Here is a 26,357-nt window from a genome sequence, read left to right on the forward strand (position 1 = left end):
TTTGCTATTATGGAAATAGATAGTCCAAAATGATCATGCTGAGGTGATGTAAATGACAGATATGGTTATGTACATAATGATCTTTTCGATTCCGCTCGTCGCCATCGTCACAAGTCATTATCAAAAGATAGCCAAAATCAAACACAACATGATTAAAGACGAAATAGAACTCGAAAGACTTAAGCATGAAAACTACCTGCTTGAAACCGAGAAAATGAAAATCGAGCTGAACCGGATGAAACTTGAAAGTCCTCTAGAAAATACGAAGATCCTGTAGTTACCAAAGCCCCTCTTTTTAGAGGGGTTTTTTCAGAGTAAGCATATAGGAAAAGCTAAATAAAATATAAAAGAGAGTGTGTTTATCATATAGGAGCCACGGCTGTTAATATTTCTATTATTATTAACAGTTGAGGAAAATTGATAGACCAGGTCTCAAATGCACATTCATAACTTGGGGGAATACTATAGTGGATACATTTCTGATGTATGGAAGCTATTATGGATCGATTGCGGTCATTGCCGTTCTTGCTGTATTTTTATTTATTAAAGCACAATCTATTAAAATGAAAAATAAAAGCTTATCCTATTTTATTTTATGTCTTGGTCTGAATATCCTTACAGCCCCCATTGCATTTTTCATTGGGGGGATGGCTACGGATTCACCAGAGAGTAATTACTTAGATTTTGTCAAAGGGTTCCTATTCATTCAGATGATTCCCTTTATGATGCTGATCATCAGTGCATTGATACTATTAAAAAATAAAAAACAAATGAAAGCATAGCTCAAAACTACTTTTTCTCGAACCCTCAATTATGAGGGTTTTTTCTTTTTTTAAAAAATGGTTAAAAATCCCTTGTTAAATTTCGTGAAATATTATATAGTACATTACAACAGTAATGCACTATGTGACCTGTTAGAGGAGGTACGGCATTGATCCTTAATTCAGATAGTATGAAACCAATTTACGTCCAGATTGCTGAGTGGCTGGAAACAGAGATCCTCAGCGAGAGTATCAAAGCGGATGAGAAGGTTTATTCCCAATACCAGCTTGCGGAAATGCTGAACATCAATCCGGCGACAGCGGCAAAAGGATTGAATATTTTAGCGGACGAAAACATTCTTTATAAAAAGCGGGGACTTGGGATGTTCGTATCTGCGGATGCGAAGAAGATTATCTCAGTGAAACGGAGGAACCAGACATTGAAGTCATTGGTGGCAGAATTGGTGAGGGAAGCTGAGCACCTCCAGGTGACGGAAGAGGAATTGATCACGATGATCCAGGAAGCCAAACGGGAAATGAAGGGGGATACATGATGAGTGTGCTGGAGTTTGATTCGGTAACGAAAACTTACGGGGAAAAGAAAGCCTTGGATTCCCTCACCTTTACACTAGGGGAAAACAAAATTACCGGGCTCATTGGCAGGAACGGTGCAGGGAAGACGACCATGCTGAAGATTGCTGCAGGATTCATGAGCGAAAGTTCTGGGGAAGTCAGGGTGTTTGGGAAGCATCCATTCAATAACCTAACGGTGTCTGCCAACTTGATTATGATTGATAATGATATGAATTTGCCTGCAGCACTAAGCCTTGAGGAACTGTTAGAAGCAGCAGCAAATTTTTACCCGAACTGGGATATGAAGCTGGCAAGGAATCTATTCGATTATTTCTCACTGCACCCTAAGCAGACGCATGCTGGGTTGTCGAAGGGAATGAAAAACACCTTCAACGCGATTATCGGACTCGCCGCCCGCTGTCCGCTGACTATTTTCGATGAACCAACAAACGGAATGGATGCTGGAGTAAGGAAGGATTTTTACCGGGCGCTCTTGAAGGACTATATCGCCAATCCACGGACCATCATCATCTCAAGCCATCATCTGAACGAGGTGGAGGATATCCTTGAAGACATACTGCTCCTGAAGGACGGAAAGCAATTTTTGCATATGCCGGTTGAAGAGCTTAGGGAGTATGCGGTCGTCGTCAGCGGGAAAGAGGAAGCCGTCAACAGCTGGCTTCGCGGCCATGAGGTGTTCCATAAGAGTGAAGTGAGCTTCGGCCGCACGTTCGCGGTCATCCGCAATGATCTTTCCGATGAGCAGATCGCTGCGGCAATGAAAATGAGCCTCGAATTCTCGACGATATCAAACGAGGATCTCTGTCTGTATTTAACGAGCCAGGAGAAGGGTGGGATTGATGATGTATTTAACAAAGGTTAGTCTGTGGGATGTTGTGAAAAAACAGTTCCGCTTCAAACTGAAATCTTTTCGCGGGATGTTCACTTCGCTGATGATCTTGCAGGTAATGGCCCTACTGTTCTCTCTTAGCGGAGAAGGAGGAGGGGGAGGCGGAACTGATATGTTCAGCTATGATATGAAATTGTATTCAGGCAATATCATTACGGCCTTCATGATGATCTGGGCGTTGATTTCAGCCATTGTCGTCACGACCCAGGCATATCGTTTTGATGATTACACGTTTGTGGCCAACCGGCTGAGCAGCCATTTAGCAAATATCCTGTTCCTTGGATGGGCTAGTATCATCGGCGGTATAACTACTGTTCTTGCAAGCCAGTCACTGAAGCTGTCAGTCTTTTTCCTGAAGGATCGGGAATTCGTCGAAAGCCAGCCATTGACAGTGCTGCAAATGGCAGAGGGCCTTGCAGCCACCATACTGTATCTGTTTCTGTTCACGGCAATCGGATACTTGCTTGGGATGCTGGTCCAGAGAAACAAGATTTTCATGGTCATCATTCCAGGGTTCCTTTTCGGCAGTCTGTTTTTAAATGTACTGCTCGCTAGCGAATCTACTTTAGTCATTGATATTGGACAATTGTTTGTAAGAGAAACGTCCTTTCTGTTGTTTACGGTAAAAGTGCTGCTAACTTCTGCACTCGCCTATGCAATATCGGCCTGGATCTCGAACAGCCTGGAGGTGAGGAAATGAGCATCATTTTTCTATTATTCATGATTATCTTGCTCATGCTTAGTTTCGGAAGCTTTTCCAATAAGTTTTTCGCTGGAAGGTTCATGAGCGGAAGCGGAATCACGAAAGTCTTCGCTGGATACTTCATTATCCTGCTGGTGGCTGGCATTCTTTCTCTAATGGTGTCAGTAGAGGAAACATTCAAAGGCGATTATATGACGGATAAGGAAATAGAGCAAAACGATCGGCTGAATAGCGATATTTATGCTACTGTCGAATCCGGAAAGATAGATGAAGCAGAGGGGCTCACAAAAAAAGAATCGTGGGGATTTCCGCTTGAGGGGCAGATGTTAGACGTGACTGATATGAATCAGCAGTCACAAATCTTCATTGAAAAGGTGAATTCTCTAGAGGAGAAAGTAGAAGTGACCCATTACACGACCTATTCCTATATTGACAATATGGATATAACCAATCGTTTTGCATCACCAGACGTACAACTGACAGATTCAACTCTGAAAATCTTTCCTCAGGATATTGTCACAATCAAGCTTGTAAAGTACACAAATGCTTTTCCATTCACGCAGTTCTCTGAATATGGAGAGCAGATCAGCAACGGATATGGCATGATGCAAGGGATGGATTTCATCTACATCATGGTCCCTGCTGATACTGAGGTCAGCGGTGACGGGTATGTGATTAACTAGACTATTTAGTCGAAGCCCCTCTTTTTGGAGGCCATTGAAAAAGTTTTTAAAGGGTAGCCTTTGTTAAATTGGCCGGTTGATTTCCACTCCAGGATGCTTCGCTTTCCGCGGGGCGTGCGGTGAGCCTCCTCAGCGCTAAAGCGCCTGCGGGGTCTCACCTGTCCCGCTGATCACGCAGGAGTCTCGCACCTTCCGTTCCAATCAACCTAGTGCTATTAAACCTATAACTCTAAAAAAACTATAAGAAAAGCTAACTCCTATTCTTTTTTAAGGGACTTAGCCTTTCGGACGTCGATATCGTCGAACGTTTCAAAAACGGATTTTCAGTGGCCCCTCTCTTTAGAGGGGTTTTTTCTATTTTCTCCGGAATCTACTAAAAGTCTCACAACTATAGGCCAGGTGTTGCGATGAAAATGCCACGTTGTTTCCAACCGTAATTTTTGAAAACGATACCATTGTGATGGGATCAATATTTTCGGCTTTGAAAATAAAACTAAAAAATTGGTACCATAAGCAAAATTTCATGGCTTATAAACGAAACCGCTTACTTTTAATATAAAGATATAGACAGACAAGAGCAGTTAAGGTGGTGAAACAATGGAAGTCAAAATCCAACAACCAGTCGAACAACCAATCAATGACACCATTACCGAAACAAGCACGAAGAAAGAAAAATTCAAAAAAATCAAGAAGACCATCATCAGTCAAAAGTACTTACAGTTTATGGCCCTGCTAGGGCTTGTATGGATGTTCATTTTCAACTATATTCCGATGTACGGATTAATCATTGCGTTTAAGGAATATAGCATCATCCGGACCATTTCCGAAGCGCCATGGGTAGGATTGATGCAGTTCAAAGAGTTCCTCCAGGATGAGAATTTCTGGATCGTCCTAAAAAATACTCTTGGAATCAGTATGATCAAATTAATCATCGGGTTCCCGCTCCCAATCATATTCGCTCTTATGCTGAATGAGCTGACTTCGATGAAATTCAAGAAGGCCGTCCAGACGATCTCATACTTGCCGCACTTTATATCCTGGGTAGTTCTTGGAGGGATCCTTACTACATGGCTAGCAGACATCGGGGTCATCAATGATATTTTGCTAGGTCTAGGGTTAATCAGCGAACGGACGAATTTCCTTGCTGAGCCTGACAACTTCTGGGCGATCGTCATTCTCTCAGATATATGGAAAGAGCTTGGCTGGTCAGCTATCATCTATCTGGCAGCTATTGCCGGGGTATCACCTGAGCTATATGAATCATCGACGATTGACGGTGCGAACCGCTTCCAAAAAATGTGGCATGTTACATTGCCATCGATTCGTCCGACGATTACGATTCTTTTCATTCTTGCTGTAAGCGGTGTCTTGAATTCGAACTTCGATCAAATCTTGATCCTAAGGAACTCGTTAAATGAAAGCGCAAGTAATGTAATCGATATTTACGTTTATCAGATGGGTCTCCAGAATGCGAGATATTCTTACGCAACAGCAGTTGGCTTGCTGAAGGCGATCATCGCTTTCATCCTGCTTCTATCCGCCAATAAAATTACGAAGAAACTGAACGGAACATCTTTATTCTAAGGGGGTGAGGATTCATGTTTAAGCTTTTTAAACGGAATCGGCGAACCACAAGTGAGTACATTTTTGATAACGTTAACCTTCTGATTATGCTTTTTATCTGCGCCATTACCGTTTACCCGATTTGGTACGTTGTCGTCAATTCCCTGAACGATGGGATCGATGCGATGAAAGGCGGGATATACTGGTGGCCGCGGGAATTCACTCTAGCAAACTACAAGGCTGTTTTTGAGACTCCCGGGATTGTCACCTCTTTTGGAGTGACGATTGCTAAAACAGTGATTGGAACCATTACCCATGTATTTTTTACCGCGATGGTGGCATATGCCATTTCGAGACGGGACCTTTATGGCAGAAACTTCTACATGCTGGTCGGTGTCATTACGATGTTTTTCAGTGGTGGGTTAATTCCTTACTTTCTATTAATCAGAGATCTAGGGTTGTTTGACAACTTCCTTGTCTATATCATTCCGACTATGTTTAACTTCTTCCATTTGATTATCTTTGTTTCCTTCTTCAGGGAATTGCCAAAGTCATTGGAGGAAGCAGCGAAAATCGATGGTGCGAATGACTTTATGATTTTTATAAAAGTCATCATTCCGCTTTCCATGCCGGTTATTGCTACGATCGCATTGTTCCAGGGAGTGTATCAATGGAATGACTATTTTGCCGGAGTCATCTTTGTGAATAATCCGGATCTACAGCCAATCCAAACGTATTTGTACAAAGTTGTCGCTGAATCCAGCTCGAATCAGATGATGACAAATGCAGCAGGTACGATTGCGACGAAAACAGTGACCTCACAATCTATTAAACTAGCAACAATGGTCGTCACTACGCTTCCAATCATGCTAGTGTATCCGTTCCTGCAAAAGTACTTTGTTAAAGGAATGCTGATTGGTTCTGTAAAAGGTTGATCATCCAAATCGATTTAAATTCTTCGTTATGAAGAAATTTAAATAATACAGCTGCATTATTAAGGAACATTGCTTTTTCATGAGATACCCCATCTTATTTTGGGAAAGACTGAATTTTATATGAAAGTCTTTCCCAACCTTTTAAAGCAGTGTACATTTAATGATGTGGCCCAAAAAAACATAACAAGAGAGAGGGTCAAAAAATGAGGAGAAAATTCTTTTCTAAAGGCTTTTCAGTGCTGCTTGTTCTATCATTGATTTTGGCATTATTTACAGGTTGTACGAGCAAGACAAATGAAAACGCTTCCGATGAGAAAGAAAAAGATAAGCCAAAGGCTACAGCTGATGCACCTGGCTGGCAGTCCAATAAAGATCCAATTACGTTTGACTGGTATGTGAACTTTTCTTGGTTCGCACATAAGTGGGGCGACGACGCTGTTTCAAAGTATGTAACGGATAAAACAGGCGTTTCAATCAACTACATTTCTCCAGCAGGTAACGAAGCGGAGAAAATGAACACGATGATCGCATCTGGCAAGCTTCCTGATTTCATCACATTGGGATGGTGGGAAGATGCAGTTAAAAAGATGATTGAAGGAGAACTTGTCCTTCCTTTAAATGAACTTGCTGATCAATACGATCCTTATTTCTTTAAAGTGGCAGATGGGGCAAAGATTGAGTGGTATAAGCAAGAAGATGGCAACACGTACGGTTATCCAAATGCTTCTTCTTCACCGAAGGACTTTGACAAATACAAAGATCTTAAGCCATCCAATCAGACATTCCTTGTAAGAAAGGATATGTACGAAGCGATTGGCAGCCCGGACATGAGCACGCCTGAAGGCTTCTTGAAGGCTTTAGAAGATGCTAAAGAAAAATTCCCGGATGTGAACGGTGCGCCGCTTATTCCGTTTGGTTTGAACGAATTTACTGATGTAGGAAACACATCACTTGAAGGTTACCTTCAGAACTTCCTTTCGATTCCAATGGAAAAAGACGGCAAGGTCTATGACCGCAGCCAGGATCCAGAATATCTTGCATGGTTAAAGACATTCCGCCAGGCAAATGATAAAGGTCTTCTTGCAAAAGATATCTTTATTGACAAGCGTCCGCAAATGGAAGAAAAAATTTCACAGGGCAGATACTTCGCGATGCTATACCAGCGCAGTGACCTTGCAGCACAACAGCACGCATTGTATGCAAAAGATCCTAACTCCGTGTATATCGCTGTTGACGGACCTGCGAACTCCAAGGGAGATGGACCGGCATTAGCAGGTGACAGCATCTCAGGCTGGACTGTTACATTGATTTCTAAAGATGTGAAAGACAAAGAAAGAGCGATTCAATTCCTGTCTTACCTGATCAGTGAAGAAGGCCAGAAGGACCTTTACATGGGTAAAGAAGGCGAAACATATGATGTTGTGAACGGCAAACCAGAATTCAAGCCAGAAGTTCTTGATTTGTTGAATAAGGACCGTGCAGCGTTTGACCAGAAGTATGGTGCTTCGTTCAAATATTGGATGCTTATGGATACAAACATGAGCCTTGCCTGGGCACCTCCTGCCTCTGAACCATTCAAGCAAATGGAAGACTGGACAAAAGGAAAGACAGTCAGCTACGCAGAATTTGATGGCATCAGCCCTACTGGAACGTCTGCAGAAGGCGTTGCCGCAAGCAAGATTGCTCAGGAATGGGGCAAAACGCTTCCTAAGCTGCTGCTTGCTAAATCTGATAAAGAATTCGATAAAACTTTTAACGATTTCTTGAAAAAGCGTGATACTTATGGCTACGATAAAGTAGAAGAGTATCAGCAAAAGGTGTATGAAGGAAACAAGAAGAAGTTAGACTCAGCAAAATAAATTAATGATGGACTGTCCCTTTTAAAAAACTTTTTAAAAGGGGCAGTCTATTCCTGTATTTTCTCAGAATATTAAATGGTTTGTTTACTAGATGGCGTAATATTATTGATGGAATTGTGTCTGTAAAAACAGCGAATTCTATGAAAAGTGCTTAAATAGTAACAGTTGCCCTACCTTTTAATGATAAAAAGAATTTATAATGTGGGTATGTTGAAAAAATGATGGACGTGAGAAGCATGAAGGTTCCACTTGAATTAGAGGGTCTCGCAAATCTAATGAACAGGCTCTCCTTGCAGCAAAAGCTTATTGCCTTATACATTCTTATTATCATTATCCCGATCATCCTATTCACGACTTTTTATTCGAGAGATGTCACCGACAGGGCGATCAATGAAATCAGGGTCAAAAATGAAAATGCCCTGGAAATCGAACAAATCCATATTAAAAATAATATCGAAACAATGCGGCGGACGGCTCAGATGGTCGTCTCCGACATGGAATTTCTGGAATTTGTCAAATCAAGGAACGAAGCCAATATCGATCAGCTGATTGATTTTAAGATGAACGAATTATCGAACGTAACGAGATTGCAGCATAATAACCCGGCTATTGAAAACATCAGGCTGTATACAACCAATCCATATGTCACCGAAATGTGGCCCATCCTCTTTAAGGAAAAAAGGATCATGAAGAAGCCGTGGCGAGACGAAGTGATCAGGCGGAATGGGATGGAGCTCTGGTGGTTCGACCAGCAGACGGAAGATGTCCTTGAGAGACTCCCTTCTCAAAACACCTCGAAAATCTCATTGTTAAGGGAACTGGATTATCCAAAGGATGAGCACCTTGGCATCATTGAAATCAATATGTTCCTGAAAAACTTCTTTCCTAAGATGTTTGGTACGATGAATGATCCTGACTCGGTCTATGTGGTGCTCGATAAGGATATGAACATGATCAGAAACTATCATCATTCCTTTTTTGAAGATGAGGGAATTGACCCCGAGAACTTAAAGCGGGAATTCAGCAAATTCAAAGAGGAAGGAACAGGAAGTTTTCAATTCGAAAATAAGCAAACACGCTATCTTGTCACCACGGCCTATATAGAAGATTTGGAAGCGTATATGCTGAACGTCATTTCACTAGAAGGCCTTTATGCTGAAACAGCCAAGACAAAGAACATTATTCTCAGCGGGATTATCTTTCTTGTGATCATTCTTTCCTTAGTGACGTATGTGCTTATATCATTGCTCCTTAAAAAAATGTATAAGCTGAAGGACTCGATGAAGCGTGTGGAAAAAGGGGACTTCACTTTTGATGTCGAAGTCAGCGGTCATGATGAAATTGCCGAATTAGCCTATCATTTTAAAAGCATGCTTGGAAAGATCAATGGCCTGATCGTCGATGCTGTCAATAAGCAGGCGACTGCCAAAGAGACGGAACTAAAAGCCTTAAAAACCCAGATTGACTCTCATTTCTTATATAACACGCTTGAGAACATCAAGATGATGGCTGAAATTGAAGAGAAGTATGAGATTTCGGATGCAATCACCTCTCTTGGGGAAATGATGCGCTATAACCTTAAGTGGAAGAACGATTTCGTCGTGCTTGAGGAAGAGTTGAATTATATAAAAAACTATATCGAGATCATGAATCTTCGATTGGATGGCAGATTGACCCTGGACATTGATGTTCCACGAGAACTGCTCGATCAGGAAGTACTTAAAATGTCTCTGCAGCCAATCATTGAGAACTCAGTCAAACATGGGATTATGCCTAATATTCACTCTAGTCAGGGAATACTCAGCGTTCGTGCGAAGTATTCAGACGACTGTGTCATCATCGAAATGAAGGACAATGGAATTGGAATGACAACAGAGCAATGTGAAGTTCTGAATCATACCATCCATACTGGGCAGGACAACAAAGTGAGTCCAGTCCAGAATGGAAATGGAATCGGAATCAGGAATGTAAATGAACGGATCAAGTTATACTATGGCAATGGATATGGCGTATCTGTAGCAAGCGTGGATGGGGAATTCACAACCGTGACGGTAAAAATGCCTTGCAAAGTAATGAAAGGAGGCAGCCGAAATGTATAAAGTTCTTATTGCAGATGATGAAAAGAATATCCGTCTCGGAATCCAAGCGATGATCAGAAGAGAGTATCCGGCCTTTGAGACCTATTTAGCGTCCGATGGCATGGAGGCTCTTGAAATCATCAATAAAATAGAACCGGAAATCGTCATAACGGATATTAAAATGCCGCAGATGGATGGGATTCAATTAATAAAAGAAATACAAAATAATGATAAAAAACCAGCGCTTGTCATCCTTAGCGGATATGATGATTTCTCTTATGCAAAGGAAGCCATCCGGAATAGGGTGAAGGATTATCTTTTGAAGCCAGTAAATCGTGATGAGCTATTCAAAACGATGAATACGATTATTGAGGAGCTGGAAACGAGCAATAAAATGACCTACCAGCATCTGGATGAATATCGTGCCAGTCAGCTCAATTACATTTTGCTTAACCCAAATATACAGAAACAAGAAATTGTGACTCTGTTCCAAAGAATGCAAATCGACTGGTATTCGGAGGGTTACTATGTAGGGATCATTGCACCAAGCGGTGAGATGGATGGCGAGGATCTCATTGAAAAAATTAATCTGGTGCTTCCTTCCGATGGATCTGCAAACAGCATCGCTTTTCTTGATAAAGAAAATCGGGCTGTCCTTATCTCACTCAACAGTGACATTTACTCACACTTAAAGGAACAGCTAGGGAGAGACAGGCATTTCGTTTTCACTATAGGCGTCAGCCAAGAGGCTCTTGATATTCAGGATTTCAGAACAACGTACGAGCAGGCGGACGATGCATTGAAGTATCATTTTCTTTATCCGCGCACTCAGGTAATCTTTTATGAAAAAGTGAAGGAAAAACAAACCGTCACTGATCTGCCGGTTGATGTCATCAATAAGATTGGAAATATGTTAGGAACAGATCGAGAAAAGGAAATAAAATCGAATTTGCTGCAGGTAATGGACTTTGATCTCATTTCCAGCAGCAAAATAAGCTACCTTGAAGATCTTAATCGAGAAATCAATGAAGTTATCTTTAAAGGTTTTTTTGCAAGATTAGGAGAAGAGTCTCTGGAAACGTTCAACTTGCTGAATAAGATCGGCAATATTTATAATTTTGACAGCTTCCAGGATTATTTTCACGCCCTTGAAGACCTGCTGATGCGGATTCACGAATACAACAAACAGATGAAGTCCCTATACTCCGAGCAGAAATATATGGACCGTGCCATTGCCTATATCCGGGAAAATTATCATAAGGACTTAAACCTCGCTGTTGTATCGAATTATATCTCGCTGAATTACTCCTATTTCAGCCATATGTTCAAGGAATTCACAGGCCAGAACTTTGTCGATTACCTGAAAATGGTCAGGATTGAAGGAGCAAGACGCTTACTGAAGGAAACGGACTATAAGGTATTTGAAATCAGTGAAATGGTTGGCTATAAGAATCCTAAGCAATTCGCTCGAGTGTTCAGGGAAATCGAAGGAATTTCACCTAAAGAGTATAGGGAAATGAATTAATACTTAATGGATGGGTTGAAACCCATCCCAGGCTGTAGACAAACTCAGAAAATCAAGTTTGTCTACAGCTTTTTTTATTTAGTGATCTATAATACTAGTCTGTTGATTTCCGTTCCAGGCGCTTCGCTTTCCGTGGGGCTGGCGCTGAGCCTCCTCGTCGCTTCGCTCCTGCGGGGTCTCACCTGTCCAGCTGAGCCCACAGGAGTCTTCGCGCCTTCCACTTCAATCAACAGGGTTTCAATAACTGATTTGTGAACTGTATCATTGTCGGGTCAAAATAGGATGGGCATAGAAGCCCAGCCTATTTTTTATTTTCCTAGGTGAAATTGCAATTTTATTTCGCAAGTCCTAAAATATCCGCACCCTATTCAAAATTCGCTATCTCAAGAAGTGAGGACGGCAAAGGTAAAATAAGAGTTAATAGTATATTTCTGTTCTAACCATTCTGCTTTAAGAAAGGAGCGGTGCTTGTGAAGCCAATCAATAAGGCAGACAAAAATATGGATTCTTTAAACAATGAAATGATTACGCTTTCAAAATATGAAAACCCAAAAGAATGGGAATTAATTTGGGAAGACTCCTTTTCCGTTCCTGAGATTGATTCTAGCAAGTGGAATTTTGTTGAGGGCGGCTGGGGGTTCGGGAATGAAGAATCCCAGTATTACACGGCACGCCAGGAAAACGCAAGAATCGAGGATGGCATGCTCGTGCTGGAAGCTAGACAAGAAGAGTTTAAGGATATGGCTTACACTTCCGCTAAGTTGACGACAAAGGGTAAAGCGGCCTGGAAATATGGACGCTTCTCCATTCGGGCAAAATTGCCAGAGGGGCAAGGAATCTGGCCCGCGATCTGGATGATGCCTGAAGATATGGAGCGGTATACTGGTTGGCCAGCCTGCGGCGAAATTGACATTATGGAGCAGATTGGTCATCAGCCTGATACTGTCTATGGAACACTGCATTATGGCGTCCCGCACACCTATACCGGGAAAAGTTATCAGCTCCCTGGAAACGGAAAATTCTCAGATGATTTTCATGTTTTTACGTTAGATTGGGAGCCGGGGGAGTTCAGATGGTATGTCGATGGAGTCGTCTATGCCGTTCAAAATGAATGGTTCAGCAAGTCGATTGGCACCGAAGTGCAACAGACAGGTTATGCTCCATTTGACCGGGAATTCTTCATGCAATTCAATCTTGCTGTCGGAGGGAAGTGGCCAGGTTATCCTGATGAAACGACCCAATTCCCGCAGAAGATGATCATTGATTATATAAGAGTTTATAAAAAAAGAGATAAATAGACATTTTGAGGTGAGCATACATGAACAAATTTTCTAAGGATTTTATTTTTGGAACAGCTACTTCGTCGTATCAAATTGAAGGCGCTTACCAGGAAGATGGCAGGACGATGTCCATCTGGGATGAGTTTTCGCGTACGCCAGGCAAGGTCTTCAATATGGATAACGGCGATGTCGCCTGTGACCACTACCATCTATATGAAAAAGATATCGAGGTGCTGAAAACGCTTGGAGTGGATTCTTACCGATTCTCCATCGCGTGGCCAAGGATTTTTCCAGAGCAAGGCAAGTATAATCAGGCCGGAATGGACTTTTATAAAAATTTAATCAAACGTTTGATTGAAAATGGAATCAAGCCTGCGGTTACGCTTTATCATTGGGATTTGCCGATGTGGGCACATAAACAGGGCGGCTGGACAAATCGGGAATCTGTTAACTGGTTCCTCGAATATGCGGAAAAATGCTACGAGGAATTGGATGAACATGTGGAAATGTGGATTACCCACAACGAACCATGGTGCGCGGGTTTTCTCGGCTATCACCTCGGTATTCATGCACCAGGACATACCAATATGGAAGAAGCCCTAAAGGCAGTCCATCATATTCTGCTGTCCCATGGTGAAGCAGTAGAGCTTTTAAAAGGGAAATTCAACTCATCCACACCAATCGGCATTACGTTGAATTTATCACCAATGTATCCTGCCTCAAGCTCTGCCAACGATCAATTGGCTGCCAATAATGCCGATGGATATACGAATCGGTGGTTCCTGGACCCTGTCTTAAAAGGTTCTTATCCTGTCGACATGATGAATTTGTTCTCCAAATATGTACACTCCTATGATTTTATCCATGAAGGGGACTTGGAGAAGATTTCGATACACTGTGATTTCTTTGGGATTAACTTTTACAACCGCAGTTTAATCGAATTCCATGCAGCATCTGATTTCCTATTCAGAAACGCGTATTCGGACTACCCGAAGACTGGAATGGGATGGGATATTTCCCCTGCTGAATTTAAAGATTTGATTCGCCGTCTTAGAGAGGAGTATACAAAACTGCCAATCTATATAACTGAAAATGGTGCTGCTTTTGACGATCAGGTTTCGGATGACCACAGAGTTCATGATGCGGAACGCCAGGATTACGTTGAGAAGCATATCCGAGCTGTTGCCGAGCTGAATGACGAGGGAATGAACATCGCCGGCTACTACTTATGGTCGCTTCTTGATAATTTTGAATGGGCATTCGGGTACGAAAAGCGCTTTGGCATCACATATGTGAACTTTGAAACGCAGGAAAGAATCCTTAAGGACAGCGGGCTTCGATACGCCGAAATCATCAAGAACCGTTCAATTTAAATCCAATACCTTCGGAGTGAGAATGATGGAAAAATACCGAATCGACGAAAACCAATATTTTGTCATCGAACAATTTGATCAGGCTAAAACCTTCTCGAGTTTCCTGCCGGGCCTTGCAGGATTATACGGCATTCCGGTCTGGTCCTTTTACGTTAACCGCGGCCAGGCGATGGTGAGCTTTGGGGTCCAGGATAAAAACCATGCCATAACCGAGTTTTTCCCTGCAAACCAGGCTTACCAGAGAGTGTCCACGAATGGCTTCCGTACCTTTATTAAGCTGACTGGTGCGAATGGCAGCACTGTTTTTGAACCGTTTTCTGCTTATGGCGGCACGAAGAACCGCTCGAGGAACATGTATATAAAAGAAAATGAATTGAAGATTGAAGAGATCAACCAGCAATACGGATTGAAAACAACGGTTACTTATTTTACGCTGCCAAATGAGAATCTTGGTGCCTTGGTCAGGAAGGTTGAAATCGAGAATATTTCAGGCAATGCACTGGAACTGGAAATCCTGGACGGGCTTCCGGCAATCATTCCTTTTGGCATTGATGATGCTGCCTACAAAGCAGTGGGGAATACCCTGAAAAGCTGGATGGATGTCTTCAACCTTGAAAATAAAATCCCATACTACAGAGTCCGTTCTTCAACAAATGATTCAGCTGAAGTGGAAGAGGTGTCTAAAGGCCATTTTTACATGAGCTTTTCCGAGGATGGCGAATTGCTCTCCCCAATTGTCGACGCTGATTTGATTTTTGGATTCAACAGCTCGCTTTCTTATCCGAACGAGTTTGATAGGAAGACGATTCAAGAGCTTACATCTGCTGAGCCGGTAACTTCCAATAAGGTGCCATGCGGTTTCTCTGCCTTAGGAAAGGAAATCGGACCAGGTGAGAAGATCACTCTTCATTCCTTGATTGGACACGTAAAAGACATCGAGATCATGAATAAGAAAGCAGCAGAAATTACTGCAAGTGGCTATATCGAACGCAAGTATCAGGAAAGCCAAAGTCTTGTATCTGCCATTACTTACGATGCTCTGACAAAAACGGGTTCTCCGCTCTTTGACGCTTACGTGAAGCAGAGTTATCTGGATAATGTGCTGCGCGGGGGCTATCCAATTTCATTGGAGACGGATGATGAACCGTTCATCTATTATGTCTTTTCCCGTAAACACGGAGATCTGGAAAGAGACTACAACTTCTTTTCGCTTGCTCCTGAGTTCTTCTCCCAAGGGAACGGGAACTTCCGCGATGTGAACCAGAATCGCCGCAATGATGTCTTTTTCCATCCGGAGACAGGAGACTATAACATCAAGCTATTCATGAGCCTGATTCAGGCGGATGGTTACAACCCTCTCGTTGTCAAAGGGGCAAGCTTTGAACTGAAAGACATGTCAGAGTGGGGCTGGCTGGATGAATTGGTTGCGGATTCCACTGAAGCTGATTACATCCAGAAAAAGCTTGCAGGAACCTATACACCAGGAGATTTGCTTCAGTCGATTTCAGACAAGGGTATCCAGTTGAGTATCACCCTTCCTGAATTCCTAAAAAAAGTTCTGTCACGAAGCAGCCAAAATATCGAAGCAGAATTCGGTGAAGGCTACTGGATGGACCATTGGACGTACAATCTTGACTTGATTGAAAACTATCTGAAGGTCTTTCCGGAAAACAAGCAGCAGCTGCTGTTCGAGGATCAGGGTTACAAATACTTTTACAGTCCGGTCGTGGTGAATCCGCGTTCAGAGAAATACGTCCTTGTTGACGGGAAGGTCCGTCAGTACGAGGCCATAACAGAACTTGGACATCAAAGTGGTTCTGAATGGGTGAAGAAGCCAGATGGCGAGCTTTATACTTCAAGCTTGTACAGTAAGCTTTTCATGCTGGCAATGATTAAATTTTCTACCCTTGACCCATATGGCATGGGTGTGGAGATGGAAGCGAACAAGCCGGGTTGGAATGATTCGATGAACGGACTGCCAGGATTGTTTGGTTCGGCCATGAGTGAAACGCTTGAACTGAAGCGTCTACTTGAGTTTGTGACAGCTTCTGGTCAGGAGTCTGAGTTGGAGGTTTTCCTTCCGGCTGAGGTCTATTCCTTGCTTGATTCTGTAAAAGAGAATCTCAAGCAATATGAAACAGGTGAATTAGATGATATCAGCTACTGGAACCAGGTTGCGACTGCCCGGGAACAGTATCGCGAGAATGTTAAAAATGGCTTTGGCGGCGAAGAAGTGAAGGTTTCTCTTCACGAGCTTGCTGATGATGCGGCTAAAATGCTCGAAAAGACGAAAGCTGGTATTGATCGTGCCACCCAAATCGGCAAGGGACTTATTCCAACTTATTTTGCCTTTGAAGCTGTGAAGTGGGAAAAGCTCATCGATGAAAGCGGGAAAGAGAGAACAAATAAAAAGGGACTTCCGCTAGTAAAGGTTCAATCATTTGAAGTCTCGATGCTTCCGCACTTCCTGGAAGGGCCAGCACGAGAGCTAAAAACTGCGGACCAAGAAAGTGCACAGTCCATCTATCAGCATGTCAGGAACTCTGAGATTTTCGATCCGAAATTAAAAATGTATAAAACCTCTGGATCTCTCGAAGAGCAAACCTTTGAAATCGGGCGCGCGAGGGCATTTACCCCAGGCTGGCTTGAGCGGGAATCGATTTTCATGCATATGGAATTTAAGTATCTGCTAAGTGTCCTTAAGTCAGGCCTATATGAAGAGTTCTTTGAGGATTTGAAGCATGCACTTCCACCATTCATGAATCCGGGCGTGTATGGACGGAGTATCCTTGAAAACTCCTCCTTCATTGCCAGCAGTGTAAATCCGGATGAATCCGTACACGGCCAGGGATTTGTGGCCAGGCTGAGCGGAACAACTGCCGAGTTTTTAAGTATCCTGCAATTGATGATGATCGGCAAAGAAGCTTTTTCTGTCAACGAAGGTGAATTGACATTAAAGCTTCAGCCAATTTTGCCATCATGGCTTTTCGACGAAGAAGGCAAAGTCCAGTTCACATTATTGGGCAAGACAGAAGTCATCTACCATAACCCAGCTCGAAAGAACACATATGGTAACGACGGTGCAAAGACTGTGAAATATGTCCTGCATACCGATGGCAGCCAGGTTGAGGTTCTTGGAGATAGAATCCAAGAATCATATGCGAAACAAGTGCGCTCAGGTCACGTTGAAAGAATCGAAGTTTATTTAGATTAAGAGAATAAGAGGTGTCGGTCTATGGAAATGAAAATCATTCAAACCGCCAAAAATACAGGTGAACGATTTGCAGAAAAAGAGAATTCTCCAGCTTCAGCCAACCCTGAAGTTGAGCTGAAGCTCGAGCCAGAACAGAAGTATCAAAGCTTTATTGGTTTTGGGGGGGCCTTCACAGAGGCAGCTGCTTATACCCTTGCCCAAATTCCGGAAGAAGATCGCGCGAGAGTAATAGAAAGCTATTTTAATCCCGAAACTGGACTAGGCTACAGCCTTGGCAGAACCCATATCCATAGCTGTGACTTTGCGCTGGAGAACTACACATACGTGGAAGAAAACGATACAGAATTGAAAACTTTTTCAATCGAACGGGAAAAGAAATACGTTCTGCCACTAATAAAGGATGCCGTGAAAGCAAGGGGAGAAGAATTAACGATCCTCTCCTCTCCATGGAGTCCTCCTGCATGGATGAAAACAAATAATGAAATGAATCATGGCGGGAAGCTAAAGCCTGAATTCTATGATACATGGGCCTTGTACTATACAAAGTACATCAAGGCGATGGAGTCAGAAGGGATCCCGATCTGGGGAATTACGGTCCAGAATGAACCTGAAGCCACACAGGTGTGGGACTCCTGCAGATACACAGCAGAAGAGGAACGCGATTTTGTCAAAAATCACTTAGGTCCAATCATGGAAAAAGAAGGCCTTGGGGACAAGGAAATCATCATCTGGGACCATAACCGCGATATCGCGTATGAGCGGGCAGAGACGATTTTATCTGATCCTGAAGCTTCTAAATACATTTGGGGAACTGGCATCCACTGGTACGTGTCGGAGGAATTCGAGAACTTGAGCAAAATCCATGATGCGTTCCCGGATAAGCACCTAATTTTTACCGAAGGATGCATTGAAGGCGGAGTGCAATTAGGAGCGTGGCATACTGGCGAACGTTATGCGCGCAACATCATGGGCGATATCAACAATTGGCTCGAAGGCTGGATCGACTGGAACATTGTCCTGAACGAACAGGGTGGACCGAACCATGTCGGCAATTATTGCGATGCCCCTGTCATCGTTGATACGAAGACAGGCGAGGTTCACTATAACAGCTCCTTTTACTATATTGGCCATTTCAGCAAATACATCAAGCCAAATGCAGTAAGAATTGGCCATGAGCTAAACCATGAAACATTGAAGTCCGTTACCTTCCAAAATGAAGATGGCACAATCGTAGCAGTCGTGATGAATGACGAAGAACAAGCCGAAACAATCACAATTTCGCTCAATGGTGAAACTTCCAAAGCGGTATTACCTGAACATTCCATTACTACCTTCATCATTAAGAATTAAAACACGCAATTGACATGTAAACCGCACCGCCTCCTTGTGATTTCAAACTCGTTTTATCCTGTAAGATGAATTGCTGAAATTAAGGGAGGTGGTGTTTTTTTACCTATTCATTCTTTCGCTTTGACTTTTCTCAAAGTAATCCTCCGAGATTACACTCGAATGAATGTGAACTAAAATAAGAACACGTTAAATTGGTTCACCAATAAGCCCTCTTGGTTACCTAAAAGAACGCAAAGTGGAAAAAGAGGTCACCAATAAGCCCTCTTGGGTTACCTAAAAGAACGAAAAGTGGAAAAAGAGGTCACCAATAAGCCCTCTTGGTTACCTAAAAGAACGCAAAGTGGAAAAAGAGGTCACCAATAAGCCCTCTTGGTTACCTAAAAGAACGCAAAGTGGAAAAAGAGGTCACCAATAAATCCTCTTGGTTACCTAAAAGAACAAAAAGTGGAAAAAGAGGTCACCAATAAGCCCTCTTGGTTACCTAAAAGAACGAAAAGTGGAAAAAGAGGTCACCAATAAGCCCTCTTGGTTATCTAAAAGAACGAAAAGTGGAAAAAGAGGTCACCAATAAATCCTCTTGGTTACCTAAAAGAACAAAAAGTGGAGAAAGAGGGCACCAATAAGCACTCTTGGTGCTAAAGAACGATAATTGGAAAAAAAGAAGGTTAGGAGAGCGCTCTGCGAACCAATCTATCAGCTTTTTTTACGCGATTGGTCAGGAGAAGCCTCAAGAACAATAGCATCAATGGTTACGAAATCAGCCTTTGCTTTTGAATGTTAAAAACAAGAAGGAGGAAAAAGAATTGAAAAAAACACTGGCCGTGTTGTTGAGTGCAATGATGATTCTGCCTGGCATAAGTTCTGCTGCTCCAAATGGCAACGATGGTAAGAAGCTGGACGGTAAACAAAATAAATCAGAATGGTCGCTTGTCTGGAACGATGAGTTTAACGGCAAGGAAATTGACCGCAGCAAGTGGACGTTTGATATCGGCAACTGGATCGTAGACGAAAATGGTAACGGTATTACTTCTGGTTGGGGCAACAATGAGAAGGAATATTACACGGATTCAAATGAAAACGCTTTTATTGATGATGGCAAGCTTGTGATAAAAGCAAAAGAAGAGAAGGTAACCGATCAGTTCGGAACGTACGACTATACTTCAGCTAAGCTGAAAACAAAAGGCCTGTTCAGCAAAAAGTACGGTCGCTATGAAATTAAAGCCAAGCTTCCTGTAGGCAAAGGATTATGGCCAGCGATCTGGATGCTGCCTGAAGAAGACAAATACGGGACGTGGGCGGCTTCAGGTGAAATTGATATCATGGAAGCGTGGGGCAGCAGACCTAATACTGTCTCGGGAACGATTCACTATGGTGAAGGTTGGCCGAATAACAAGTATACCGGCAAGGAATTCGAACTTCCTGAAAATAGAGGAATCGACAAGTGGCATACATATGCACTTGAGTGGGAACCGGGAGAACTGCGCTGGTATGTGGACGGACAACTCTATCAAACTCAGAATAAATGGTATTCAAAAGGAAAGGATAACGCAGCAAACTTCTCTTATCCTGCACCTTTCGACCAGGAATTCTATTTAGTTATGAACCTTGCAGTTGGCGGATGGTTTGACGGGGATCCAGATGAGACGACAAAATTCCCTAGTCAAATGGAAGTAGATTATGTCAGGGTCTATGATTTGAAAAAACGTGTTTACCGTGAGCCAGTTGAGCCAGTGTCAGGACCTGTTGTTTTGCCTGAAAATGCGAAGCACCCTGTAGATGGCAACCTGATTTATGACCAGAATTATGAAGAACCGATCACTGTTGTGGATGAGCCCAGTGAAACACTGAATTCAAAGTATTGGAACTTTGTGAAATTACCAGAGTTCGGAGGCGCTGGTACCTTAGAAGTGGAAGAGATTGATGGCAAGAATTATGCGAGAACAGATATTTCATATCCTGGATCCCAACTGTACTCTTTGCAAATGATTCAAAACATCTCACTTGGCAATGGTGGGAAATATAAAGTCAACTTTGACGCTAAATCAACATCACCAAGGAATATAATGGTCAAAGCTGGGGCTGGACCTTCTCGAGGCTGGGTGAAATATTCGAATGAAGAATCATTCAAGCTGACGAGTGACGTGCAAAGATATGAATTTACCTTTGATATGCTCAATGAAACGGATATTGAATCAAGACTTGAATTCAATCTCGGCGGGAACGGAACGAACCCAGTCTGGATCGGTAATGTAAAAGTCGAGGATATCACTGGGGCTCCTGTAGACGAGGATGGTCCAAAACAGCCGCTTCCAGGTGGAAATCATATCTATAATGGCACGTTTGACCAGGGCGGCATGGATCGTCTCATGTTCTGGAACTTCTCAGTCGGAGATGCAGCTGCAGCAGCATCTGTTTCTGAAGACGCTCGAGAGCTCCATGTGTCGATTGAAGATGAAGGCAGCCATCCTGAAGCCATCAAGCTTGACCAACAAGGGGTTAATTTAGTTAAGGGAAATGATTATAAGCTTTCCTTTAAAGCAAGGGCAGACGAACCTAGAACGATTCAAGCTGTACTTTTGAATAAGGCAGGTACATCTGATTACTCTGGAATTAACACGATTGAGCTCACTTCCAATATGGAAGAGAAAATAGTTGAATTTACAATGCCAGAGGATGTTTCTGATCCAGAGGCTCAACTTGTCTTTAGTTTTGGGGACGAAGCTGGTGATGTATACATGGATGATGTAGTCTTGCTTAAGACTTCAAACATCCCGGATTATGGAAACATTGACTTGTACCCATTGAAAAATGGTGATTTTTCAGACGGTTTATCATCATGGGGAAGTTATGTTCACTTTGATGCCAATGCCCAAATCGCGCCAGAAAGTGGCGAGGCAAAAGTGGCTATTGGCAGTGAAGGAAATGAAACATGGAGTGTCCTTTTGGAACAAGGTAATCTAAGCCTTGCTAAAGGAGTAGTCTATGAGCTTAGCTTTGCCGCTCGTTCTACAAAGGAGAGGAAGGCTGAGGTTACGGTAGAAAACGCTGCTTACACAAGATTCTTAAGTGAGTCCATAACACTTAGTGACCAAATGCAGCAATACACATATGAATTCGAGATGCCTATCGATGACATTACTGCCTTCAAGATGCTGCTCGGCAAGACTGCTTTGTCACCAATCGGGGAACATGATGTTTTCATTGATAATGTGGTCTTGAAAGTTAAGGACGCTCCGTCCGAGCCTGAGCCTGAGCCTGTTTCCACACCTGGCATCGATAATGGAACATTTTCAGATGGAACAAATGGTTGGACCGCATGGTGGGGCGACCAGTGGAGCGGATATGGTGCAGGTACAATGACGGCTGAAAACGGAGAACTAAAGGTTGCGATTTCACAGGTTGGCGGTCAATCGTATGCCCCTCAGGTTTTTCAGAAGGGTTTGCTTTTTGATAATGGTGCAAGCTATACTGTCACGTTTGAGGCAAGAGCAGACGTGCCAAGGAAAATGAATGTCAATATTGGGAAAGAGTTAAGTTTTGATCCATGGTTTATTTACTATATGCCAACGAAAATAGTAGATTTAACTTCAGAGATGCAAACGTACAGTTATACCTTTGTAATGAATGAAGCAACGTATGCTGATGGAAAGATCGTTTTCGAGCTTGGCAATATTTTAGATGGAAATGCGGCAACAAATGTCTACCTGGACAACGTAAGCATCACAAAAAATTAAGTTCTCAAGGGGCAGAACAAGAATTTAATTCTGCCTCTTTTCTTTGAATTTCAAAAAATACTTTAGCAAATTGCAGTTGAATATAATATGGCCAGCGTAATCCTGACCATCATAGTGAACTCTTAAAGGTGGAAATGCAGTATGAATTTACAGAAGAACAACAGTCTGCCTAAACAGATTGGTTTATTAGCACTTACCTGGCCTATTTTTATAGAAATGTTCTTGCACATGTTAATGGGCAGCACGGATACTTTCATGCTGTCCCATATTTCGGATGATGCCGTTGCGGCTGTAGGGGTAGCCAATCAGCTCGTATTTTTTATGATTCTCGTATTTGGGTTTGTTGCCACAGGAACTGCAGTTTTGGTATCACAAAACCTTGGAGCAGGACTTCAGGTTAATGCTAGAAAGATTTCAGGCCTCTCACTCTCTCTGAATCTCATCTTTGGAGTGCTGGTCAGTATCATTGTTGTTGGTTTCAACGATTTATTTTTACAAATGTTCAATCTGACGCCCGAAATACACCGTCTTGCTCAACAGTATTTAACGATTGTTGGCGGAACACTTTTTACCCAGGCGCTCCTTGTGACTGCGTCCGCCATACTGCGGGCAAATGGGTTAACAAAAGAGGCAATGTTCATTTCAATCATCATGAATGTCATTCACCTTGCCGGGAACAGTCTTTTTATATATGGTCTATTCGGCGTTCCGGAAATGGGTGTTCAAGGTGTAGCGATATCGACAGCCATATCCCGTGCAATCGCAGTGATTCTAATATTCCGATTACTATACCGCAGGCTGCCTATGAGGATTGCTTTAGAAGACTACCTGAACTTCAATAAATCTTTTATCAAAAAGATCCTGAAAATAGGCATTCCTTCAGCCGGGGAAAATGTACTTTACAACACCAGCCAGATGGCGATTACAGTCATTATTGGTTTGCTGGGGGCTATGGCACTGACAACAAGGGTATACACCTTTAACATCATGTCCTTCATGATGCTTTTCGGAATAGCGATTGGCCAGGGTACGCAAATCCTGATCGGTTACAAAGTAGGAGCCAGAGAATTTGATAAAGCCTATCATCAGCTATTAAAAAGCCTGAAATTAAGTATCATCATCACGATGGCGATCACCGTGGTAATCGTATCCATCAGGGAACCAATCCTGGGGATTTTTACTGATAATAAGGAGATCATCAGGGAAGGCAGCAAGGTATTGCTCCTTTGTTTACTCCTTGAACCTGGGAGAACCTTCAACATAGTCGTAATCAGTTCTCTTCGGGCAGCTGGAGATGCGGTATTCCCAGTGAAGATGGCTTTTGTCTCGATGTGGGGAATCAGCGTTCCACTGGCCTATATTCTGGGGATTACATTGGATTTTGGTCTTTCTGGCATTTGGATGGCCTTTATCGTTGATGAATGGTTCAGAGGAATCGTCATGTATATCAGATGGAGAAGCCGTGTCTGGGAGAAGAAGGTGCTGGTTGATGACAGGGTGCAAACAGCGTGATTGTTGAATTTTAGCTATAAAGGAAAGTATGAATTTTTTGAAATACGAGTAGTGTCTAGCTCGAGCGCTTGTCGTGGCAGACCAAGACGCTTTCGTTTTTCTAAAAGGAGGCAGCAGATGAATTACAGACAGCTTGGAAGCACAGGAATAAAGGTTTCGGAAGTTGGTTTTGGTGCCTGGCAGCTCGGGAACGCCAGGGACTGGGAAGGCATGGAGGACAATCAGGCAATCAGGCTGGTGCATGAAGCGCTTGATCATGAGTGCAATTTCTTTGATACAGCTCCGAATTATGGAGGGGGAAAGAGTGAGTCATTGCTTGGGAGAGCTCTTACCAGCAAAAGGAGCGAGGCGGTAATCAATAGCAAGTTTGGGCATCATCCAGATAATACCCTCAATTTTGATCCACAGAAAATCCGCAGTTCGGTCGAGGATAGCTTACGTCGGCTCAAAATGGATTACCTGGATTCGGTTTTATTGCATAACCCTCCGTTTGAAATCCTGACTGGAAGCACAGATCATTTTGAGGTATTGGAGTCACTCAAGCAGGAAGGCAAGATTCGGGCTTACGGAGCTTCAGTGGACTCTGCGAGAGAAATGGAAGAGCTGATTTTGAATACCGGAAGCCAGGTTATTGAGGTAATGTTCAATATTTTTCATCAGGAGCCAAGAAAAGCATTCAAGATGGCAGCAGAAAAAAACGTAGGACTGATTGTAAAAGTTCCGCTTGATTCTGGATGGCTATCAGGCAAGTATGATGAAAGCAGTGTGTTTACCGACATCCGAAGCCGCTGGGACCAGGATCAGCTTACAAAAAGAGCAGAGCTCCTGCCTGTTCTTAAGGAAATGCTCGAACCCGGAGAGTCGCTGGTCCAGATGGCTTTAAGGTATATTCTTTATTATCAGGAAGTCTCTACCGTCATTCCTGGAAACAAGAATCTCGAGCAGCTGATGGAGAATATATCTGCTTCAGGTAAAAGGATCTCAGTGGAGAAAGCAAAGAAGTTAGAAGAGCTTTGGGAAGAAAAGCTTCAAGCCGATCCGTTAGGATGGTAGAAAAACAAAATAGAGTTTTTGGAGGGTTTTAAAAAATGCCTTATCAACCAGACAACAATCGCTATGAAACAATGACATATAACCGGTGCGGCAAATCAGGCCTTAAATTGCCGGCTATTTCCTTAGGACTATGGCACAATTTCGGGGGTCAGGATACCTTTGAGAATGGCCGTTCATTAATTAGGAGAGCTTTTGATCTTGGCATCACGCATTTTGATCTTGCAAATAATTATGGTCCGCCACCAGGTTCTGCAGAGGAGAACTTTGGCGCAATTCTAAGGAAGGATTTTTCAGGCTATCGTGATGAGATGGTGATCTCAACAAAAGCAGGATATGGCATGTGGCCGGGTCCTTATGGTGATTGGGGTTCAAGAAAATACCTTGTATCCAGCCTGGATCAGAGCCTGAAAAGGATGGGACTGGATTATGTGGATATTTTCTATCACCACAGACCGGACCCGGAAACTCCATTAGAGGAAACAATGATGGCACTTGATCATGTCGTCAGGCAGGGGAAAGCTTTGTATGTAGGACTGTCCAATTATGGAGTAGAGGAAACGAAGCAGGCCATCGGAATCTTAAAAGACCTGGGTACTCCATTGCTGATTCACCAGCCTGCCTATTCGATGTTTAACAGGTGGGTAGAAGACGGCTTGACTGATTTGCTTCAAGAAGAAGGAGTCGGCTCGATCGCATTTGTTCCATTGGCTCAGGGGTTATTGACAAACAGGTATATCAATGGAATCCCAAAAGACTCCAGAGCTCTGAAGCCAAACAGCTTCCTGAATGAGGGAGATGTATCTGAAGAGGTCCTGATAAAGGTAAGAAAGTTAAATGATATCGCCCATGAACGTGGCCAGTCACTTGCCCAGATGGCGCTTGCATGGGTTCTCAGGGAGCAAAAAATCACTTCTGCGCTTATTGGGGCCAGCAAGGTAAGCCAGCTTGAAGAAAACGTTGCGGCCATGAATAATCTGAAATTCAGTCAGGACGAATTGGCATTGATTGATGAAATTCTTAAATAGGAAGGTGAAACGCTCAGGTTATTATGCTGGGCGTTTTTTTGTAGAAAAAATGGAAGCTACCGGACAGGAAAATAAAACGCATTCTGATAATGGAATTTTCTGGACTGATTCCTTTTCGAATCGAAATGGAAAAAAGGATTGATATTTTCCAGTTCGCTATAAAAAAGGGATTTTCGCTATAAAAATGAAAATCTCGCTATAAAATCTCTGTTTTCGCTATAAAAAT

General features: G+C 42.8%; 19 protein-coding genes. All 19 read left to right on the top strand.

Annotated elements, in window-relative coordinates:
• The first annotated feature begins 52 nt into the window (after positions 1–52).
• Positions 53–277: a hypothetical protein gene (locus M3204_RS11995; protein WP_251481938.1), complete on the top strand. Its 225-nt coding sequence runs from the start codon at positions 53–55 to the stop codon at positions 275–277.
• 190 nt (positions 278–467) lie between these two features.
• On the top strand, positions 468–782 hold the full coding sequence (locus tag M3204_RS12000) for a hypothetical protein (RefSeq protein WP_251481941.1): 315 nt from the start codon (positions 468–470) through the stop codon (positions 780–782).
• 149 nt (positions 783–931) lie between these two features.
• A complete protein-coding gene (locus M3204_RS12005; protein ID WP_251481943.1) occupies positions 932–1,315 on the top strand; it encodes a GntR family transcriptional regulator in 384 nt (127 codons plus the stop codon).
• The gene (locus tag M3204_RS12010; RefSeq protein WP_353056039.1) at positions 1,312–2,217 is read left to right on the top strand and encodes an ABC transporter ATP-binding protein; all 906 of its coding nucleotides are present in this window, start codon (positions 1,312–1,314) and stop codon (positions 2,215–2,217) included. The genes M3204_RS12005 and M3204_RS12010 overlap by 4 nt, the downstream gene beginning before the upstream one ends.
• Positions 2,195–2,944: a hypothetical protein gene (locus tag M3204_RS12015; RefSeq protein ID WP_251481945.1), complete on the top strand. Its 750-nt coding sequence runs from the start codon at positions 2,195–2,197 to the stop codon at positions 2,942–2,944. The genes M3204_RS12010 and M3204_RS12015 overlap by 23 nt, the downstream gene beginning before the upstream one ends.
• A complete protein-coding gene (locus tag M3204_RS12020) occupies positions 2,941–3,630 on the top strand; it encodes a hypothetical protein (RefSeq protein WP_251481947.1) in 690 nt (229 codons plus the stop codon). The genes M3204_RS12015 and M3204_RS12020 overlap by 4 nt, the downstream gene beginning before the upstream one ends.
• Positions 3,631–4,227: 597 nt before the next feature.
• Complete coding sequence (locus M3204_RS12025; protein ID WP_251481950.1) at positions 4,228–5,214, top strand: ABC transporter permease; 987 nt, start codon at positions 4,228–4,230, stop codon at positions 5,212–5,214.
• Between the two features lie 14 nt (positions 5,215–5,228).
• Positions 5,229–6,128, top strand: coding sequence for a carbohydrate ABC transporter permease (locus M3204_RS12030; RefSeq protein WP_251481953.1), 900 nt, complete (start codon positions 5,229–5,231; stop codon positions 6,126–6,128).
• 203 nt (positions 6,129–6,331) lie between these two features.
• Complete coding sequence (locus M3204_RS12035; protein WP_251481956.1) at positions 6,332–7,987, top strand: extracellular solute-binding protein; 1,656 nt, start codon at positions 6,332–6,334, stop codon at positions 7,985–7,987.
• Between the two features lie 218 nt (positions 7,988–8,205).
• Positions 8,206–10,086 (top strand): sensor histidine kinase, encoded by a 1,881-nt coding sequence (locus M3204_RS12040; RefSeq protein ID WP_251481959.1) that lies wholly within the window; start codon positions 8,206–8,208, stop codon positions 10,084–10,086.
• A complete protein-coding gene (locus tag M3204_RS12045) occupies positions 10,079–11,590 on the top strand; it encodes a response regulator (protein WP_251481962.1) in 1,512 nt (503 codons plus the stop codon). The genes M3204_RS12040 and M3204_RS12045 overlap by 8 nt, the downstream gene beginning before the upstream one ends.
• A 470-nt stretch (positions 11,591–12,060) precedes the next feature.
• Positions 12,061–12,888 (top strand): glycoside hydrolase family 16 protein, encoded by an 828-nt coding sequence (locus M3204_RS12050; protein ID WP_251481965.1) that lies wholly within the window; start codon positions 12,061–12,063, stop codon positions 12,886–12,888.
• A gap of 20 nt (positions 12,889–12,908) precedes the next feature.
• Positions 12,909–14,243, top strand: coding sequence for a GH1 family beta-glucosidase (locus M3204_RS12055; protein ID WP_251481968.1), 1,335 nt, complete (start codon positions 12,909–12,911; stop codon positions 14,241–14,243).
• A gap of 22 nt (positions 14,244–14,265) precedes the next feature.
• Positions 14,266–17,457, top strand: coding sequence for a cellobiose phosphorylase (locus tag M3204_RS12060; protein WP_251481972.1), 3,192 nt, complete (start codon positions 14,266–14,268; stop codon positions 17,455–17,457).
• A gap of 21 nt (positions 17,458–17,478) precedes the next feature.
• On the top strand, positions 17,479–18,807 hold the full coding sequence (locus tag M3204_RS12065) for a glycoside hydrolase family 30 protein (RefSeq protein ID WP_251481974.1): 1,329 nt from the start codon (positions 17,479–17,481) through the stop codon (positions 18,805–18,807).
• Between the two features lie 803 nt (positions 18,808–19,610).
• Positions 19,611–22,541 (top strand): carbohydrate binding domain-containing protein, encoded by a 2,931-nt coding sequence (locus M3204_RS12070; protein ID WP_251481977.1) that lies wholly within the window; start codon positions 19,611–19,613, stop codon positions 22,539–22,541.
• Positions 22,542–22,682: 141 nt separating this feature from the next.
• Entirely contained in the window at positions 22,683–24,053 is a 1,371-nt protein-coding gene (locus M3204_RS12075; protein ID WP_251481980.1) for an MATE family efflux transporter, read from the top strand.
• A gap of 117 nt (positions 24,054–24,170) precedes the next feature.
• Positions 24,171–25,106, top strand: coding sequence for an aldo/keto reductase (locus tag M3204_RS12080; protein WP_251481983.1), 936 nt, complete (start codon positions 24,171–24,173; stop codon positions 25,104–25,106).
• 35 nt (positions 25,107–25,141) lie between these two features.
• Positions 25,142–26,131: an L-glyceraldehyde 3-phosphate reductase gene (gene mgrA / locus M3204_RS12085; RefSeq protein ID WP_251481986.1), complete on the top strand. Its 990-nt coding sequence runs from the start codon at positions 25,142–25,144 to the stop codon at positions 26,129–26,131.
• The last annotated feature ends 226 nt before the right edge of the window (positions 26,132–26,357 follow it).

The sequence above is a fragment of the Mesobacillus subterraneus genome, from assembly GCF_023715485.1.
Classification (GTDB): domain Bacteria; phylum Bacillota; class Bacilli; order Bacillales; family Cytobacillaceae; genus Mesobacillus; species Mesobacillus subterraneus_B.

Bases quoted from the DNA above. Each gene is read 5' to 3' on its own strand.
- M3204_RS11995 (WP_251481938.1), top strand. From the start codon at position 53: ATGACAGATATGGTTATGTACATAATGATCTTTTCGATTCCGCTCGTC.
- M3204_RS12025 (WP_251481950.1), top strand. From the start codon at position 4,228: ATGGAAGTCAAAATCCAACAACCAGTCGAACAACCAATCAATGACACC.
- mgrA (WP_251481986.1), top strand. From the start codon at position 25,142: ATGCCTTATCAACCAGACAACAATCGCTATGAAACAATGACATATAAC.
- M3204_RS12040 (WP_251481959.1), top strand. From the start codon at position 8,206: ATGATGGACGTGAGAAGCATGAAGGTTCCACTTGAATTAGAGGGTCTC.
- M3204_RS12020 (WP_251481947.1), top strand. From the start codon at position 2,941: ATGAGCATCATTTTTCTATTATTCATGATTATCTTGCTCATGCTTAGT.
- M3204_RS12035 (WP_251481956.1), top strand. From the start codon at position 6,332: ATGAGGAGAAAATTCTTTTCTAAAGGCTTTTCAGTGCTGCTTGTTCTA.
- M3204_RS12055 (WP_251481968.1), top strand. From the start codon at position 12,909: ATGAACAAATTTTCTAAGGATTTTATTTTTGGAACAGCTACTTCGTCG.
- M3204_RS12075 (WP_251481980.1), top strand. From the start codon at position 22,683: ATGAATTTACAGAAGAACAACAGTCTGCCTAAACAGATTGGTTTATTA.
- M3204_RS12010 (WP_353056039.1), top strand. From the start codon at position 1,312: ATGATGAGTGTGCTGGAGTTTGATTCGGTAACGAAAACTTACGGGGAA.
- M3204_RS12015 (WP_251481945.1), top strand. From the start codon at position 2,195: ATGATGTATTTAACAAAGGTTAGTCTGTGGGATGTTGTGAAAAAACAG.
- M3204_RS12045 (WP_251481962.1), top strand. From the start codon at position 10,079: ATGTATAAAGTTCTTATTGCAGATGATGAAAAGAATATCCGTCTCGGA.
- M3204_RS12030 (WP_251481953.1), top strand. From the start codon at position 5,229: ATGTTTAAGCTTTTTAAACGGAATCGGCGAACCACAAGTGAGTACATT.
- M3204_RS12080 (WP_251481983.1), top strand. From the start codon at position 24,171: ATGAATTACAGACAGCTTGGAAGCACAGGAATAAAGGTTTCGGAAGTT.
- M3204_RS12060 (WP_251481972.1), top strand. From the start codon at position 14,266: ATGATGGAAAAATACCGAATCGACGAAAACCAATATTTTGTCATCGAA.
- M3204_RS12065 (WP_251481974.1), top strand. From the start codon at position 17,479: ATGGAAATGAAAATCATTCAAACCGCCAAAAATACAGGTGAACGATTT.